Genomic DNA, 15,513 nt, shown 5'->3' with positions numbered 1-15,513 from the left:
GTGCGCCGTCGTGCCCCGCCGTCAGTTGCCGAGGCCCGACTCCGCGGCCTGCTGGGCGGCTTCGAGCGCGTCCTGCGGGCTCTGGCTGCCGGAGAGCGCGTTCTGCACGGCGTTCCACAGCTGCTCGGAGATCACCGGGTAGTCCGTGCCGAGGTCGGTGGTGCGGCCACGGGCGGCGCTGACGGCCTCGACCCACGGGGCCAGGCCCGGGTTGTCCTGCACCTGCTGCTCGCGCAGGTCCTCGATCGGGGCGACGTAGGACAGCGCCGTGTCGGTGGCGAGCAGGTTGTCGGCGCTCACCAGGCAGTCGATGATCTGCGTGGTGGTCTCGTACCGGTCGGTGTCGGTCTGCACCGGCGCGGTGACGAACTCGCCGCCGGTCGCGGCGGGGGCGGGGCCGCCCGCGGCGGACGGGATGGTGAGGACGCCGTAGTCGATGCCGGACTCGTCGGCCGCGGCGAGCTGCCAGGTGCCGTTCTGCGCGAAGGCGTAGTCGCCGGTCGCGAACTCCTGCCAGCTGACCTCCTGGGTGTTGCTGATCACGGAGTTGGGCGCGTAGCCGTCGTCCAGCCAGCCCTTCCACAGCTCCAGCGCGGAGACGGCCTCGGGCGAGGCGATGTCGTGCAGGTCGGCGCCCGAGCCCCACAGCCACGGCAGGAACTGGAAGGAGCCCTCCTCGGTGCCGATGCCGGCGAAGGTGATGCCCTTGTGCCCGGCGGCGGTGACCTGCTCCAGCGCGTCGGTGAGGGACTGCCAGTCGGTGACCGAGGCGGGATCGACACCGGCGTCGGCGAGGACGGTGGCGTTGTAGTACAGGGCCGTGGTGTTGGCGCCGATCGGGACGCCGTAGGACGCGCCGTCGATCTCGCCCGCGGCCATCAGGTTCTCGGCGAATCCCGAGGTGTCCAGGCCCAGGTCCTCGGTGGTCGAGAGGAGACCGGCCTCGGCGAGGGTGGAGACGACCGGGTTGTCCAGCACGATGATGTCGGGCGAGTTGCCCTGCTGCCCGGCGAGGAGCGCCTGGGTGGTGAGGTCGGAGGTGTCGTAGCCGGTGCGGTCGATGCGGACGCCCGTCTGCTCGGCGCAGTGCTCGACCTGCTGGCCCCAGGCGGTGTCCTCGTCCCACTGCGGGTAGGGGTCCCAGAACGTGAAGGTGCCGCCCGAGGCGTCGGAGTCCGACCCGGAGTCGGAGTCGGACCCGGAGCAGGCGGTGACGCCCGTGAGCACGCCGAGGGCGAGGGCGGTCGCTCCGGCGGAGCGGAGGGTGTGGTGTCTCATGACTGCGTTGTCTCCGAACGTTCGTGGTGCGGGTGGTGTCGAACCGGTTCGACGGCCAGGGGTGGGCCGGCGGCTCCTCCGGTGCGGTGGGGCTTCAGACGCGGGCGGTGCTCGCCCGGTCGGTGAGGTGGGGGGTGGCCAGGTGGACCCGGTGGGGGCCCGCCCGTTCACCGTCCTGGATGCGCGTGATGAGCTGATGGATCGCCAGGCGGCCCAGCTCGGCGGGCGAGGTGTCCACCGCCGTGTACGGCAGGGAGAACGCGCGGCCGAACGCCTGCGAGTAGAGGCTGACGACCGACAGGCGCTCCGGCACGTGCACGCCGTGCCCGTGCAGCGTCATCGGCAGCGGCGCGGCGGAACCGTCGTTGTGGACGATCAGCGCGGTGGCGTCGGGGTGCGCGTCCAGGACGGCGCGCAGGGCGCGCCCGCTGGAGGGCTGCTCGTTCTCGCCGTAGTGCGGGTGGACCTCGACGCCGAGGCGCGCGGCGTGGGCGACGGCCGCGTCGCGGAAGCGCCAGCTGTAGGAGACGCCCCGCTCGAAGACCTCCTGCGCCGGGGTGATCAGGATGATCCGGCGGTGGCCGAGCCCGTGCAGGTGGTCGAGGAGGACGCGCGCGGCGGCGGCGAAGTCGAGGTCGAACACGTCGAGGCCCGCGGGGTCGTTCGGCAGGCCGACCAGCACGCCCGGCTTGCCCGAGGCGCGCAGCGGTTCGAGGCGGGGGTCGTCGTGCGTCACGTCCAGGAGGACGACGCCGTCCACCATGCCGGTCTGGGTGATGCGCCGGAGCGCCTGCGGCCCGTCCTCGTCCGTGACCATCAGGATGTCGTAGCCCAGGTCGCGGGCCGTGTCCGAGATGGGCAGCAGGTACTGGAGCACGGCGGGGGCGAACTCGTCCTCGTGGAAGTGCAGCATGAGGCCGATGACCTTGGTCCGCGACGTCGCGAGCGCCTGCGCCCCGGCGTTGGGGGTGAAGCCGAGGGCGGCGATGGCGTGCTCGATGCGGCGGCGGGTCTCGTCCGAGATGGCGCGCTTGCCGGAGAGCGCGTAGGACACGGTGCTGCGGGAGACACCCGCCGCACGTGCCACGTCCCCGATGGTCGCCATCTGTCCCTCGCTCGTCGTCGAACGGCCTGTCGAACCGGTTCGACGGAACCTAGCACCGCATCCCCGGATGCACAACACCCCTGCGGAACCCTTCTTCCGGGGACTTCCCCGGGCCCGTCGCGGTGCGGCGCGCGGGCCGTCGAACCGGTTCCGTCATCCCTCTTGACCGCCCTCCCGGCGGGCCCTTAACTCTCACATCGAACCGCTTCGCGAACCGGTTCGACACCGCCTGCCCGAGAGCCGCCGGGCAGGACGGACGGCGCGCCGCCGCGTACCGCGCGGCGGCCCCGCCCCACGATGGCGGCCCGACTCGTGCGCCCCCGCATCCTCGCCGGGGCGCCGCCGGAAGGGATGACGTCTTGCCGCGACCATCAGCGAGAAAGCGATCACTCCGTGTCACCACCACTCTGCTCACCCTGCTGTCCACCGCGCTGGCCGTCGCCGTGACAGGCCCCACCACCGCGCAGGCCGCCGCGCCGCAGGCGATCACCGTCGATCTCGGCGACTCCGAGGGGCCCGCGGAAGGCGTGGGCTCCGGCTTCCTCTACGGCCTGACCGAGGACGGCAGCGGTCCTGACGACAGCCTGCTCGCCCCGCTGGCGCCGCGCTCGGCGCGGGGCGGCGGCGCCCGTCTCGACGGCGGTGGCTGGGCCGGGGACGGCTACACCGCGGGAGCCGGCTACCAGCGGCGCATCGAGTCGGCGCTCGACCAGGCGCGCCGCCTCAGCACTCCGCCGTACGACGCCACGTACGACCTGCTCGTCAGCGACATGTGGGGCGCGGACACCACGCAGGCGCCGAACACCGTCTACCCCTGCACCAACGGCGACTGCGCCAACTGGGAGACGTTCGTCGAGCGCGTGGCGCGCGACGTGACGGCCTCGGGCCTCGACGTGCGCTTCGACATCTGGAACGAGCCCGCGGGCGCGTTCTTCCCTCCGGGCTTCAACACCGAGCAGTACTACCGGATGTGGGACAGCGCGGTGCGCACGTTGCGCCGTGTCGTGCCGGACGCGGAGATCGTCGGCCCGTCCCTGTGGGACTTCAGCCCGAACAACATCGCGCCGTTCCTCGACCACACCCAGGCGGCCGGGACCCTGCCGACCATCCTCAACTGGCACTTCAGCCACGACCCGGTGGCCGACACGCAGACCGCCGCGTCGATGCTCGCCCAGCGCGGCATCACGGGCGTCGGGCTGACGATGAACGAGTACATCCACGCGCCGGAGCAGCGCGCCGGGTACTCCGCCTGGTACCTCGCGCGGATCGCCCGCTCGGGGATCGACTCGGCGTCGCACGCGATCTGGGACGAGTGCTGCGCGGCCGGTCTGCTGGACGGGCTGCTGGTGCGCGGCGGCGACGGCGTGCTGCGGCCGACCGGCCGGTGGTGGGTGTACCGGTCGTACGCAGAACTGACGGGCGACCTCGTCCGGGTGGACTCCTCGGGCGCGGCGGACGCCGTCGCGGCCGTGGACCGGGCGCGGGGCCGGGCCGGTGTGCTGGTCGGCGACTCGTCGGGGGGCACCCCGGCCGTTGACCTGACCGTCAACGGGATCGCGTCGGCCGGTGTCGCCGGGCCAGGCGGCGTGCAGGTGACGGTGCAGCGGATCCCCGACGCGTCGCCGCTCGGCCAGCCGGTCACCGTCTCCACGCAGACGCTGCCCGCCGGGACGGACACGGCGCACGTCTCGCTGGCAGGGCAGGCCGCGCAGGACGCCTTCTTCGTGACGGTGACCCCGGCCGGTCCCGCCGTGTCGGGCGACGCGTCGGTCACGGCTCCCGACAGGGAGGCCGACTTCTCGTACGGCCCCGGCTGGGGGCGTACCAACGGGGTCGGCGACATGTACCAGGGCACGGCCGACTGGAGCTACACGCCGGGCTCGACGGCGGTCGTGCGGTTCACCGGCACGCGCCTGACGCTGCACGCGGTGCGGGACAGCGACCAGGGGCGGATGCTCGTCAGCGTGGACGGTTCGACGCCCACGCTGCTCGACAACTACGCGCCGTCGCGGCAGGCTTCGTCGTCGGTCTGGACGAGCCCTGTGCTGCCCAGGGGCCCGCACACGGCCGTGGTGACGGTGGCCCAGGGCACCAACCCGGCGAGTTCCGGAGGGAACATCGCGCTCGACAGGGCCGTCGTGACGCGCTGAGCCTTCCCCGCCCCCGCCCCCGCCCTCGTGAAGCCGCGGGGGCGGGGGCGGACCGGTCAACGCCCGCCGGTGCGTGACAGGTTGTACCGGCGCAGCAGGAGGAGGGCCACGGCCGCCGAGGTGATCTCCCCGGCGGCCAGGCCGATCCACACGCCGGTGGTGCCTGTGGTGCCGAGCGCGGCGACGAGCGGCGCCTTCAGCAGGAGCAGCGTGCCGATCGACAGGACGTACGCGGGCCTCGGGCGGCCGATCGCCTGGAAGTAGGCGGCGGTCAGCGGCGCGATCCCGGCGACGGCCAGGCCGGTCGCGGTGATGCGCAGGGCGTCCCGGGCGGCGGCGGCCGTGGCGGGGTCGTCCAGGAACAGCCCGGCGAGCGGACCGGCGAGCAGCGCGAGGGCCGCCGCGGTGACCAGCCCGTAGAGCAGCGAGCCGCGGAAGGCCAACAGCCGGATGCGCTCGACGCGTTCGGCCAGCCCGCTCCCGGCGTTGTGGCCGACGAGGGGCTGCATGCCCTGGCTGATGCCGGTGTGGGGCATCAGCGCGAAGGTGTGGAGGCGGGCGCAGACGGCGTACGCGGCGAGGGCGGCCACGGCTCCGGACGCGGCCAGCGTGACGTTGACGAGGACGGCGAGCAGCGTGACGCCCGTACCGGCCAGGAAGGACGGGAGGCCGACGGCCAGCAGGGCGCGGAGCGTCGGGCCGTGCGGGAGCAGCGCCCGGGGGGCGACGCGGTAGGGGCGGCGGCGCTGGAGGAAGAAGAACCACAGGCCCATGGCGGTCGAGACGGCCTGGCCGCCGACCGTGCCGAGTGCGGCGCCCCGCACGCCCATGTCGAGGCCGAGGATCAGCAGCGGGTCGAGGGTGATCTGCACGGCGAGCGCGACGGTCCACAGGAGCGTGGAGAAGCCGATGCGGCCCTCGGCGCGCACGAGGCTGGAGAAGCCGGTGGAGACGAGCGCGCCGCACAGCAGGACGGTCGCGTAGTCCCTGGCGTCGTCGCGCGGCGGGCCCTCGGCGCCCAGGAGCGTCAGCAGGGGTTCGAGGAAGGCCAGGCCGAGGACGGTCGTGGTGGCGGCCGTGGCCCAGAAGAGGGTGAAGGCGTTGCCCGCCGCGCGGGCGGCGGCCCGGGTGTCCCCGGCGCCGAGGGCGCGGGAGATGAGGGAGGCCGCCCCGGCGCCGACGGTGGTGGACACCGCGCCGAGCAGGAGCAGCACGGGCGTCACCAGGTTGACGGCCGCCATGGCCGTGTCACCGGCGGCGTACCCGACGAACCAGGCGTTGGTGAGGGCGTAGACGCCGTAGATGCCGACCGAGGCGGTGGTGTGGAGGCAGGTGCGCCACAGCAGCGGCCCGACCGGCGCGGTGCCCAGGCGGGCGACGGGGTCGGCAGGGGCGGGGGCCGTGCGCGTCCTCATGGCCTGGCGCGGCCGAACAGCCCCATGGTCTCGGTGAGCCGCTCGCGCGCCCAGTCGTACTGGCCGCTGTCCGTGTGGCCCCGGTAGACGGTCTCGATGATCATGATCAGGACGAGGTGCAGGCAGTACAGGCGGCGGCGTACGGTCTGCGTGCCCGTCAGTGGGGCATGGCCGTAGCCGCGCATGAAGGCGGTGGAATCGCCGAACGCGGCGGACTGCGTCGCGGTGAACCCCGCCTCGATCAACGGGTCGCCCCAGAAGGCGCGTTCGTGGTCGATGACGCAGGCGATCCGGCCGTCGCGGATCAGGACGTTGCTGTCCCACAGGTCCCATTCGACGAGGCGCGGCTCGGTCACCTCGTCGAGGCTCGCGGCGTGCGCGGCGAGGACGGCGCGCACCTCGTCGTAGGCGTGGCCGAGGTCCACGCCGCGCCGCTCGCCGTCCCGCAGGACCGTCTCGACCATGCCGGTGAACACCCGCCGCCAGCTGGGGTCGCCAGGACCGGCCAGGGGGCCGAACGCGTCGCCCCTGATGCCGTTCAGCTCGCGGTTGGCCGCGCCGAGCTGCTCCATGTACGCGGCGCGTGCGGCGTCGGACAGGTCGCCGCCGACGATCCCGAGGTTGTCGCCGTGGACGAACGGCATGAAGAAGTAGTCGGCGTCGCACAGTTCGTGGCTCGTGTCGGCGAAATGCACGGCGGGGACGGGCACCGAGGTGTGCTTGCGTATCAGGTCGATGGTGGCCAGCTCCGTGCGCATCGCGCCCCGCTCGTAGGTCATCACCTCGACGCCGGGCGGCGGGGCGATCTTCAGCACGACCTCCTCGCCGTCCCGCAGTCTGATGCGGTAGGCGACGTTGAACCAGCCGTGCCCCAGCTCCTCGGCCCAGCCCTCGCCCTCCGGGACGCGGCCGGGCCCGTACGCCCGCGCGACCATCGCCCGCAGGACGTCCGGGGTCTGCCGGTTCTTCGTGATGCTCTCCACGCCTGTGGTCCCTCTTCCCTCGGCCGCTCGGGGGTCCGCGCGGAACATCTATCAGGCGGTCGGCGGGCGCGGCCATACCCCGCCGGTTCCGGAACCGCGGCCGGTCAGGCGCTCACACGGGCCAGGTCGTCGTCCGAGACGGTGTACGGGGCGGCGACGGTCTCGACCCAGGCCCGCCGCGCCGCGTCGTCCAGCGTGTCCCAGTCGGGGTGACGCCGCGCGAACTCCCGCACGAACAGCAGCCGTTCGTCGTGACCGCCCAGCCGGTAGAGGTCGAGCCAGCGCCGCGCCGTCCCCTCCCGGCCCGCCGCGCGGTGCCCGTCGGCCACGGCAGCCAGCAGACGCCGGACGGCGTGCGCGTACGGCGGGCTGCCCACGTACGGTTCTGCATCGCTGCCGCCGTCGAACTTGAACAGGACGGCCGCGCGCAGCAGCGCCTCGGCGGCCACCGGTGTGTCGAAGGAGACGGTGGTCGTCATCGATACGGGTTCCTTCCGGCGAAGAGGATGTCCTCCCTCGGGACGGGGACAGCTTCCCGCCCCCAGGCCCGCTGCGCGTACCGTGGCGGGACGACGGGGACGGGAGAGGCGGATGGCGACGACGGCCGACGACACGGCGCTGCGGGCACGGGTGGCGGTGGCGGCCCTCTTCTTCGGCAACGCCTTCGTGTTCGCGAACGTCGTGCCCCGCTTCCCCGAGATCAAGGCCGGGCTCGACCTGTCCAACGCCCAACTGGGCACGGCCATCGCCGCGATGCCGCTGGGCGCGCTGCTCGTGGGCCTGCTGGCGAGCCCGTTGATCCGGCGCTTCGGCTCGGCGCGTCCCGCCGTCGTCACGCTGGCGTTGATGGGCGGCAACGTGGTGCTGATCGGCGTGGTGCCCGGCTTCGGCGCGCTGTGCGCCGTCATGTTCGTCGCCGGGAGCCTGGACGCGATCACCGACATCGCGATGAACGCGCACGGCCTGCGGGTGCAGCGGCGCTACGGCCGTTCCATCCTCAACTCGTTCCACGGCGTGTGGAGCATCGGAGCCGTGCTGGGCGGCCTCGCCGGGGCGGGCGCGGCGCAGGCGGGCCTGTCGCTCACGGCGCACCTCGCGCTGACGGGCGCGCTGACGGCCGCCGCCGCCGTGGTGTCCCTGCCGTTCCTGCTGCCGGGCGCCGAGGACACGGAGCGCACGGCGGCCGGGGACGGCGGGGCCGGACGTGCCGGGCGCGGCGCGCGTCCCGTGCTGCGGGTGATCGGCTTCCTGGGGCTGCTCGGCCTGGTCGGCGCCGCCGCCGCGTCGGCCGAGGACGCGAGCGCGTCGTGGGGCTCGCTGTACCTGCGGGACGAGCTGGGGGCGAACGCGTTCGTCGGCGGGCTCGCGTTCGTCTCGCTCCAGAGCGCGCAGACGGTCGGCCGCCTCCTGGGCGACCGGGTGGTGCGGCGGCTCGGCGACCGGCTGACGGCGCGGCTCGGCGGGGCGCTGGTCACGGCGGGCATGGGCGCGGCGCTGCTGTGGCCCTCGGTGCCCGGCACCGTCGTCGGCTTCGGGCTGGTGGGCCTCGGCGTCGCGACGGTGATCCCCGCGGTGTTCCACGCGGCGGACGAACTGCCCGGCCTGTGGCCGGGGGCGGGCATCACGGTGACGGCGTTCCTGCTGCGGATCGGTTTCCTGCTGCCGCCGCCGCTGGTCGGCCTGGTCGCGGACGCGGAGTCGATCCGCCTGGGCCTGGTGGCGGTGCCGCTGGCCGGTCTGGTGATCCTTCTGGCGGCCGGGGTGCTGGAGGGCAGGGCCAAGGCGGCGGACGTGCCGGAGGCAGCCGCCGCGCCCAGGTGACATACGCCCGACACGGATGGACGGGTCCCGTCAATGTTCGGCTGCCAGCATGGCTGGGTGACCGGCGGCCCCAGGCCACCCGGCACGTCCCCGTGACCGCCCGCTCCCGGCCGTTCGTCCGTCCGCGTCACGGCGACGGGACACGGCCCGTACCCGCCCACCGAGACACCGAGGTGACGCATGTCCGTCGTCCTGTCCATCTCCGGCAGCCCCTCCCCCACCTCCCGCACGGCCCGCCTGCTGCGCCACCTGGACGCGCGGCTCACGCTCCAGGGCCACGACGTGATCCCGCTGGACGTGCGCTCCCTCCCCTCCGAGGTCCTGACGGGCGCGGACGTCCGGCATCCGGCGGTCCTGGAGGTCGCGCGGCTGATCGAGCGGGTGGACGGCCTGGTGATCGGCACGCCCGTCTACAAGGCCGCGTACTCGGGCCTGCTCAAGTCGCTGCTCGACCTGCTGCCGCAGTACGCGTTCGCGGGCAAGACGGTGCTGCCGCTGGCGACGGGCGGCACGACGGCGCACGTCCTGGCGATCGACTACGCGCTGCGGCCCGTGCTGTCGTCCATGGGCGCCTCGCACATCACGCCGGGCTGGTTCGTGCTGGACCGCGACATCGTGGTCGGCGCGGACGGCGCGGTGACGGTGGACGCGGCCACGGCGGGGCCGCTTGAGGAGATCGTGGACGGCTTCTCGGCGCAGCTGCACGCCGGTTACCAGCGCGCCGCCGCGGCCTGACGGGACGGCGCCGCCCGCCGCCCCGCTGACGGGGGTGGCGGGCGGCGGCGGTCGGCGCGCGGTACCGGTCAGCGCGCGGCGGCGGGCTCGGGGTGCTGCGGGGGCGGGGTGGCGAACGAGCTGCGCGGGCGCGGCAGTCCGTAGTGCTCGCGCAGCGTCGTGCCGGTGTACTCGGTGCGGAACAGCCCGCGGCGGCGCAGGATCGGGACCACCTCGTCGGCGAACACGTCGAACCCGCCGGTCAGCCAGGGCGGCATGATGTTGAAGCCGTCGGCCGCTCCCTGCTCGAACCACTCCTGGAGGTGGTCGGCGATCCGCTCCGGCGTCCCTGTGACGACCTTGTGGCCGCGCGCCCCGGCCAGCCGGTGCAACAGCTGCCGGACGGTGGGCTGTTCGCGGTCGATGATGTCGAGGACGACCTGGAAGCGGCTGCCGACGCCCCGCTCGCCTCCGGTGTCGATCAGCTCGCGCGGCACCCGCTCGTCCAGCCGGTCGGCGGTCAGCCGCAGGCCGAGGAGCCGTTCCAGCAGGTCGAGCGAGTACGCGGGCTGCGTCAGCTCGTTGAACTCGTCGTGCAGGGCGCGCGCCTCGGCCTCCGTCGAGCCGATGAACGGGCTGATGCCCGGCAGGACGAGCACGCCGTCCGGGTCGCGGCCGAGCGCGGCGGCGCGGCGCTTGATGTCGGCGTGGAACTCCTGTGCGGAGGCGAGGGTCTGGTGGGCGGTGAAGACGGCCTCGGCGTGTCGGGCGGCGAAGGCCCGTCCGTCCTCCGACGAGCCCGCCTGCACGTACACCGGCCGACCCTGCGGCGTGCGGGGCGTGTTGAGCGGGCCGCGTACGCGCAGGTGGGGCCCTTCGTGGTCGATGGTGTGGATGCGGTCGGTGTCGGCGAAGACACCTGAGGCCTGGTCGGCGACCAGCGCCTCGTCCTCCCAGCTGTCCCACAGGCGCGTCACGACGTCGAGGAACTCGTGGGCACGCTCGTACCGTTCGGCGTGGGCCGGGTGCGCGTCGAGGCCGAAGTTCCCGGCGGCCTGGGGCGCGCCCGTGGTGACGATGTTCCAGCCCGCGCGGCCCTTGCTGAGGTGGTCGAGGGACGCGAAGAGGCGGGCGAGGTTGTACGGCTCCAGGTACGTCGTGGAGGCGGTCGCGATGAGCCCGATGCGCGAGGTGGCGGCGGCGAGCGCGGAGAGCCAGGTGAAGGGTTCGAGGCGGAAGCGGCTGGCGTAGCGGACGTTGTCGGGCAGCGAGGGGCCGTCGGCGAGGAAGATCCCGTCGAACGTCGCGGCCTCCGCGCGGCGGGCGAGGTCCTGGTAGTAGCCGATGTCGAGCAGGCGGGCGGGGTCCGAGCCCGGGTGGCGCCAGGCGGCCTCGTGGTGGCCGCCCGGGTAGATGAAGAGGTTCAGGTGCAACTGCCGTGCGGCGGGGGTCATGTGGGGTCTCCCGGGGTGGCGGGGGCGTCGGGTGCGCCTGCGGGGTCGTCCGTGACGCCGAGCAACGCGAGCAGCTTGGCGCGCAGTTGGGCGTAGGCGTGGCCGCCGGGCGTGCGCGGGGTGGGGAGGGTGACGGGCAGGTCGGCCGCGATGCGTCCTTCCTCCAGGACGAGCACGCGGTCGGCGAGCGCGATCGCCTCGTCCACGTCGTGCGTGACGAGGAGGACGGCGGGCTGGTGCCGGTCCCACAGGCGGCGCAGCAGGGCGTGCATCCGGATGCGGGTGAGCGCGTCGAGCGCGCCGAACGGCTCGTCGGCGAGGAGCAGTTCCGGGTCGCGGACGAGGGAGCGGGCGAGGGCGACGCGCTGCTGCTCGCCGCCGGACAGCTCGGTGGGCCAGGCGCGTTCGCGTCCGCCGAGGCCGACCTCGGCCAGCGCCGTCCTGCCGCGCTCGGCCGCGTCCGGCCCCGTCAGGCCGAGGACCACGTTGTCGAGCACGCGGCGCCACGGCAGCAGGCGGGCGTCCTGGAAGACGACCGACACGTCGTGCGGCGCGGACAGCGCGCCGGAGGCGGGGATGCCGTGGTCGATGCCCGCGAGGGCGCGCAGCAGCGTGCTCTTGCCGGAGCCGCTGCGGCCGACGAGCGCGGCGAACTCGCCGGGCGCCAGGGTGAGATCGAGGCCGTCGAGGACGCGCCGCCCGGCGTACGTCCGTACGAGTCCTTCGGCGCGGACGGCGGGCCCGCGGCGGGTCCCGGTCAGTCCGCCAGGGTGCGGCGCCATGTGAGGGCCCTCCTCTGCACGAGCCGGACGAGGCCGTCGGACAGCAGTCCGAGCAGCCCGTAGACGACGAGGCCGACGACGATGACGTCCGTCTGCCCGTAGGTGCGCGCCAGTTCCATCATGTAGCCGATGCCGCTGGTCGCGTTGACCTGCTCCACGACCACGAGCGACAGCCAGGCGGCGGTCACGGCGAAGCGCAGGCCGAGCAGGAAGCCGGGCAGCGCGCCCGGCAGGACGACGTGCCGCAGGAACGCGGCGCGGCCCAGGCGCACGGTCTCGGCCAGCTCGACGTAGCGGCTGTCGATCGCGCGCAGCCCGTTGTGGGTGTGGAGGTAGACGGGCACGAGGACGCCGAGCGTGATCGTGATGATCTTCATCGACTCGCCGATGCCGAACCACAGGATGAGCAGCGGGATCAGCGCGAGGGACGGGATGGAGCGCTTGATCTGCACGGGGCCGTCGATGACGCCCTCGCCCAGGCGGCTCAGCCCCGAGACGACGGCGAGGACGAGCCCGGCGGCGACGCCGAGGGCGAGTCCGGCGAGTGCGCGCCTGGCGGACGCCCACAGGTGTTCCTGGAGCCGTCCGTCCGCGATGAGGTCGCCCGCGGTGCGCACGACGTCCCAGGGCGCGGACAGGTTGCGCGGGTCGATCCAGCCGGTGGCGGAGCCGATCGACCAGACGGCGAGCAGGAGGGCGGGGCCGATGGCCCAGCCGAAGGGGATCGGGCGTCCCGGGCCGAGGCGCCGGGCGCGGCGGACGGGCGCCGGTGCCGGGGCGTCGGCGCGGGCGGGGGTGTGGGGGGCTTCGGTGGTGGTCACGGGGCCTCGCCGCCCGCCGTCCGCGCCCTGGCGTCCTCGGCGGCCTGCGCCGCCACGTCCTCGAAGCGGCGGTCGAAGAGGGTCGCGGCGTCGAAGGGCTCGTTGCCCAGCTCGGCGGCCAGCAGGTCGATGGTCTGCTGCTGCCGCTCGATGGCCTCGGACCAGTCGGCGGGGATGTCGGGGTGGCCGGCCAGCTCGACCAGGTAGGCGCCGTCCTCCTCGGTCAGGCCCTGGTCCTCGACGTAGTACCCGGCGATCCATTCCTCGGGGTGCTCGTCGATCCAGACGAGCGCCCGCGCCCACACGCGGACGAACTCCCGTACGGCGGCGGCCTTCTCGGGGTCGGCGACGGTGGAGACCGGCACCCACAGGTGGCCGGGGTCGTCGCGCAGGCCGTGGGCGATGACGGCGCCGCCGTCGGGGCCGTACTGCTCCACGTAGCGGCGGATGTTGACCCCGGCGATGGGGGCGACGTCCACCTGGCCGCTGCCGAGGGCGGTCGGGTAGACGTCGCCGGTGCTGGGCAGTTCGACCAGTTCGACGTCCTCGGCGGTGAGCCCGGCGGCGTCGAGGACGCGCAGGATCAGCGCGCCCTGGGCCTGCCCGGGGCTGAACGCGATGCGCTTGCCGCGCAGGTCGTCCAGGGTCTCGACCCCGGCGCCCGGGGCGACCCCGAGCCGGTAGATGGGGTGGTCGGTGGGCTCCTGGCGGAAGTACGAGGCGACGAGCCGGGTGTCGAGGCCGGTCCAGCGGGCGTGGATGGAGGGGATCTCGGCGGCGGAGCAGACGTCGAGGGCGTCGGCGCGGAACGCCTCGGAGCACTCGGGGCCGCCGCTGAGGTTGGCCCACTCGACGCGGAACGGTATCTCGTCGATCAGGCCGGACAGTTCGAGGGCGACCTGGATCTCGGGGGTGCCGATCGTCAGCGTGGTGCCGGGGTCGGCCTCCTGCGGGATCTCGGCGCTGGCGAGTTCGGCTCCGTCGGTGGGGCTGTCCTGTTCCGCGCAGCCCGCGAGAAGAAGGGGAAGGATCAGGGCGGCGCCGAGAAGGCGTCTGTACCTGGGCATGGGAATTCCTCGGACGTCGGGACGAGAACGGGTGTCCTGAAGAACGGACGGCGTGTCCGGGATATCGGTGACATGGTGTCGCGCGGAGGGGTGATTCCGGGACGACGTGGTTCTGGAAAAGGGCATGCGGGCGCGTCGCCCCACGACGGGGATCGTCGGTTTTTCCGGTGGAAAGGCGTGGTCAGCGACAGGGCGCGAGGACGCCGGGCACGGATACGCCCGTGGAGCGTGGGAAAGGGGATGACGTGGCCCGCATGCGCAGAACGTAGCGAACACGCCGATGAACGGTCAACGGCCGTCTCACGTATTCACCGCCACGCGGACGTCTGCGCGTAACGCGCCTTCATATGACGTCAACAGCGGGGCGCGCAGTGCGCAGGTGGAACGGTTCGGCCGCCTTTGGCGAACGCCTCGTTAATTCCGCGGTAAGCGCCGTATGGCGGCGAATTCACGCCTGTACGCGCAGGGGCCGCGGGCCCCGCCGGGGAACGACCGATCGGCCGCACACGGGAGGTGTGCGGCCGATCGGACGGTGCGTGTCTGCTCGTGGGCCCGCGGCCGACGGGGTGGGGGCCCGTCGGCCGCGGGAGGGATGCCGTCGTCCGCGCGGGGAGGCGGGGACGGCGGCTCAGTTGTACGGGTCGAAGGTCATGAACGCCTCGGTGGGGTTGCCGTCGTGCACCAGCGACTCCTGGGCGGTGACGTCGTCGAAGGCGAACGCGTACGCCTTGCCGTCCTCCATCTGCTCGTGGACGAGGCGGGCGTACTCGTTGGTGACGTCGTCCTGGTAGAACGACGCGGGGTCGGCGTCCGGCTGCTGGGGGTTGGTGAGCAGCGTCGTGCGGTTGAAGCCCGCGCACAGGGTGCGGGAGATCGGGCCGCGCACCAGGTCGTTGGGGGCGTCGAGGAGCTTGTGGCAGCCGAAGACGCTGTCGGAGTCGGGCTTCTGGAAGCTGGTGACGACGGCGCCCGAGCCGTCGGTGAAGTTCATGACGTCGCCGGTGACGCGACCGGAGTACTGCGTGGCCGGATCGTGCGAGAACGGGGTGACCGTCAGCGTCGCGGAGCGGTAGTGCTCCCACACGCGGTCGATGTAGTCGTCCAGCGCGTCGGTGGGAACGCCGCCGACACCGATGCCGTGCCCGGGGGAGAGCGCGCGCAGCGGCGTGCCGTCCGGGCCGTCGATGATCAGGCCGCCCCAGCCGGCCGCCTCCAGGCCGTCGAACACCGCGCCGTAGCCGCCGGGCTTGAGCGTGCCCGTCGTCCGCACCGCGCCGTCGGCGCCTCGCACGCCCACGGAGTAGGGGGACGAGAACATGTCCACCTGCGTGCTGTTGATCCACAGGCCCGAGTCGTTCAGCGTGTACTCGGACCAGTTGAAGAGGATGTCGCTGTTGGGGTCGGCCGGGTTCTGCACGGCGGGCTGCACGAGGCCGCCGTCCGCCAGGAAGAACTCCAGCTTCTGGCCGACCGAGAAGTAGACGCGGCCGGAGAACTTGGGCAGCTGGATCGTCAGCGTCTCCCCCGCCGCCGGGCCGGGGATCGAGGCGTCGGGCGCGGGGATCGGCGGGTTGCCGCCGGGCGGCCAGGCGTGGAACGTCCCGGACGCGTCGGCCCAGCCCTGCACGCCGCTGCTGAGCTGGGTGCCGAGGTTGTAGATGTACACGGGCTCACTGCGCCCGGAGTCGTTCGTGATGGTGAGCGGGATGGTGTCGGGTACGGCCTGCGCGGCGGGCGCGGGCCCCAGGACGGTCAGCCCGGTCGCGGCGGCGAGCGCCGCGGCCAGGGCGGCCAGTCGTTTCGGTATGCGGAACACCGTTGTCCTCCTCATGTACAGCCGGTCCCGTCGGCCAGGCACGTGGAGCGGCGCACGGGCCTGAGAGCGCTCTCAACCTCTCCGGCCAGCCAGTACATGTCAATCCG

At 73.6% G+C, this 15,513-nt stretch carries 13 protein-coding genes; 3 read left to right on the top strand and 10 right to left on the bottom strand.

The window, feature by feature from the left end:
* Nucleotides 1-21 precede the first annotated feature (21 nt).
* Together IF27_RS09355 and IF27_RS09350 are read right to left on the bottom strand one after the other, a co-directional pair.
* Entirely contained in the window at nt 22-1,278 is a 1,257-nt protein-coding gene (locus IF27_RS09355; protein WP_052848963.1) for a sugar ABC transporter substrate-binding protein, read from the bottom strand.
* Between the two features lie 94 nt (nt 1,279-1,372).
* Nucleotides 1,373-2,383 (bottom strand): LacI family DNA-binding transcriptional regulator, encoded by a 1,011-nt coding sequence (locus IF27_RS09350; RefSeq protein WP_052848962.1) that lies wholly within the window; start codon nt 2,381-2,383, stop codon nt 1,373-1,375.
* 359 nt (nt 2,384-2,742) lie between these two features.
* Between IF27_RS09350 and IF27_RS09345 the strand changes: the two genes are divergently transcribed.
* A complete protein-coding gene (locus tag IF27_RS09345) occupies nt 2,743-4,533 on the top strand; it encodes a beta-xylosidase (RefSeq protein ID WP_223290976.1) in 1,791 nt (596 codons plus the stop codon).
* A gap of 56 nt (nt 4,534-4,589) precedes the next feature.
* Here the strand turns inward: IF27_RS09345 and IF27_RS09340 are convergent, their stop codons facing one another.
* The 3 genes from IF27_RS09340 to IF27_RS09330 all read right to left on the bottom strand — a co-directional run bounded on the left by IF27_RS09340 (nt 4,590) and on the right by IF27_RS09330 (nt 7,410).
* The gene (locus tag IF27_RS09340) at nt 4,590-5,948 is read right to left on the bottom strand and encodes an MATE family efflux transporter (protein WP_052848961.1); all 1,359 of its coding nucleotides are present in this window, start codon (nt 5,946-5,948) and stop codon (nt 4,590-4,592) included.
* Complete coding sequence (locus tag IF27_RS09335) at nt 5,945-6,931, bottom strand: phosphotransferase family protein (RefSeq protein ID WP_052848960.1); 987 nt, start codon at nt 6,929-6,931, stop codon at nt 5,945-5,947. The genes IF27_RS09340 and IF27_RS09335 overlap by 4 nt, the downstream gene beginning before the upstream one ends.
* Nucleotides 6,932-7,035: 104 nt before the next feature.
* On the bottom strand, nt 7,036-7,410 hold the full coding sequence (locus IF27_RS09330; protein WP_052848959.1) for a hypothetical protein: 375 nt from the start codon (nt 7,408-7,410) through the stop codon (nt 7,036-7,038).
* 112 nt (nt 7,411-7,522) lie between these two features.
* On the opposite strand from IF27_RS09330, the gene IF27_RS09325 reads away from it, so the two are divergent.
* Both IF27_RS09325 and ssuE read left to right on the top strand, forming a co-directional pair.
* Nucleotides 7,523-8,752 carry an MFS transporter gene (locus IF27_RS09325; RefSeq protein ID WP_052848958.1) on the top strand — a complete coding sequence of 410 codons (1,230 nt, stop codon included), beginning with the start codon at nt 7,523-7,525 and terminating at the stop codon, nt 8,750-8,752.
* Between the two features lie 180 nt (nt 8,753-8,932).
* On the top strand, nt 8,933-9,487 hold the full coding sequence (gene ssuE / locus IF27_RS09320; RefSeq protein ID WP_052848957.1) for an NADPH-dependent FMN reductase: 555 nt from the start codon (nt 8,933-8,935) through the stop codon (nt 9,485-9,487).
* A gap of 68 nt (nt 9,488-9,555) precedes the next feature.
* Here the strand turns inward: ssuE and IF27_RS09315 are convergent, their stop codons facing one another.
* The 5 genes from IF27_RS09315 to IF27_RS09295 all read right to left on the bottom strand — a co-directional run bounded on the left by IF27_RS09315 (nt 9,556) and on the right by IF27_RS09295 (nt 15,421).
* Nucleotides 9,556-10,920, bottom strand: a complete 1,365-nt coding sequence (locus IF27_RS09315; RefSeq protein WP_052848956.1) for an LLM class flavin-dependent oxidoreductase — start codon at nt 10,918-10,920, stop codon at nt 9,556-9,558.
* On the bottom strand, nt 10,917-11,702 hold the full coding sequence (locus IF27_RS09310) for an ABC transporter ATP-binding protein (RefSeq protein ID WP_052848955.1): 786 nt from the start codon (nt 11,700-11,702) through the stop codon (nt 10,917-10,919). Before IF27_RS09310 ends, IF27_RS09315 begins: the two co-directional genes overlap by 4 nt.
* A complete protein-coding gene (locus tag IF27_RS09305; RefSeq protein ID WP_052848954.1) occupies nt 11,678-12,523 on the bottom strand; it encodes an ABC transporter permease in 846 nt (281 codons plus the stop codon). Before IF27_RS09305 ends, IF27_RS09310 begins: the two co-directional genes overlap by 25 nt.
* Nucleotides 12,520-13,590: an ABC transporter substrate-binding protein gene (locus tag IF27_RS09300; RefSeq protein ID WP_052848953.1), complete on the bottom strand. Its 1,071-nt coding sequence runs from the start codon at nt 13,588-13,590 to the stop codon at nt 12,520-12,522. The genes IF27_RS09305 and IF27_RS09300 overlap by 4 nt, the downstream gene beginning before the upstream one ends.
* Nucleotides 13,591-14,218: 628 nt before the next feature.
* Complete coding sequence (locus tag IF27_RS09295; RefSeq protein WP_052848952.1) at nt 14,219-15,421, bottom strand: glycoside hydrolase family 64 protein; 1,203 nt, start codon at nt 15,419-15,421, stop codon at nt 14,219-14,221.
* Between the last annotated feature and the right edge of the window lie 92 nt (nt 15,422-15,513).

It is taken from the genome of Streptomyces avicenniae (assembly GCF_000719135.1).
Taxonomy (GTDB): Bacteria; Actinomycetota; Actinomycetes; order Streptomycetales; family Streptomycetaceae; genus Streptomyces; species Streptomyces avicenniae.
Note: the sequence above shows the minus strand (reverse complement) of the source record. Positions and strands in the feature narration are given on the sequence as shown.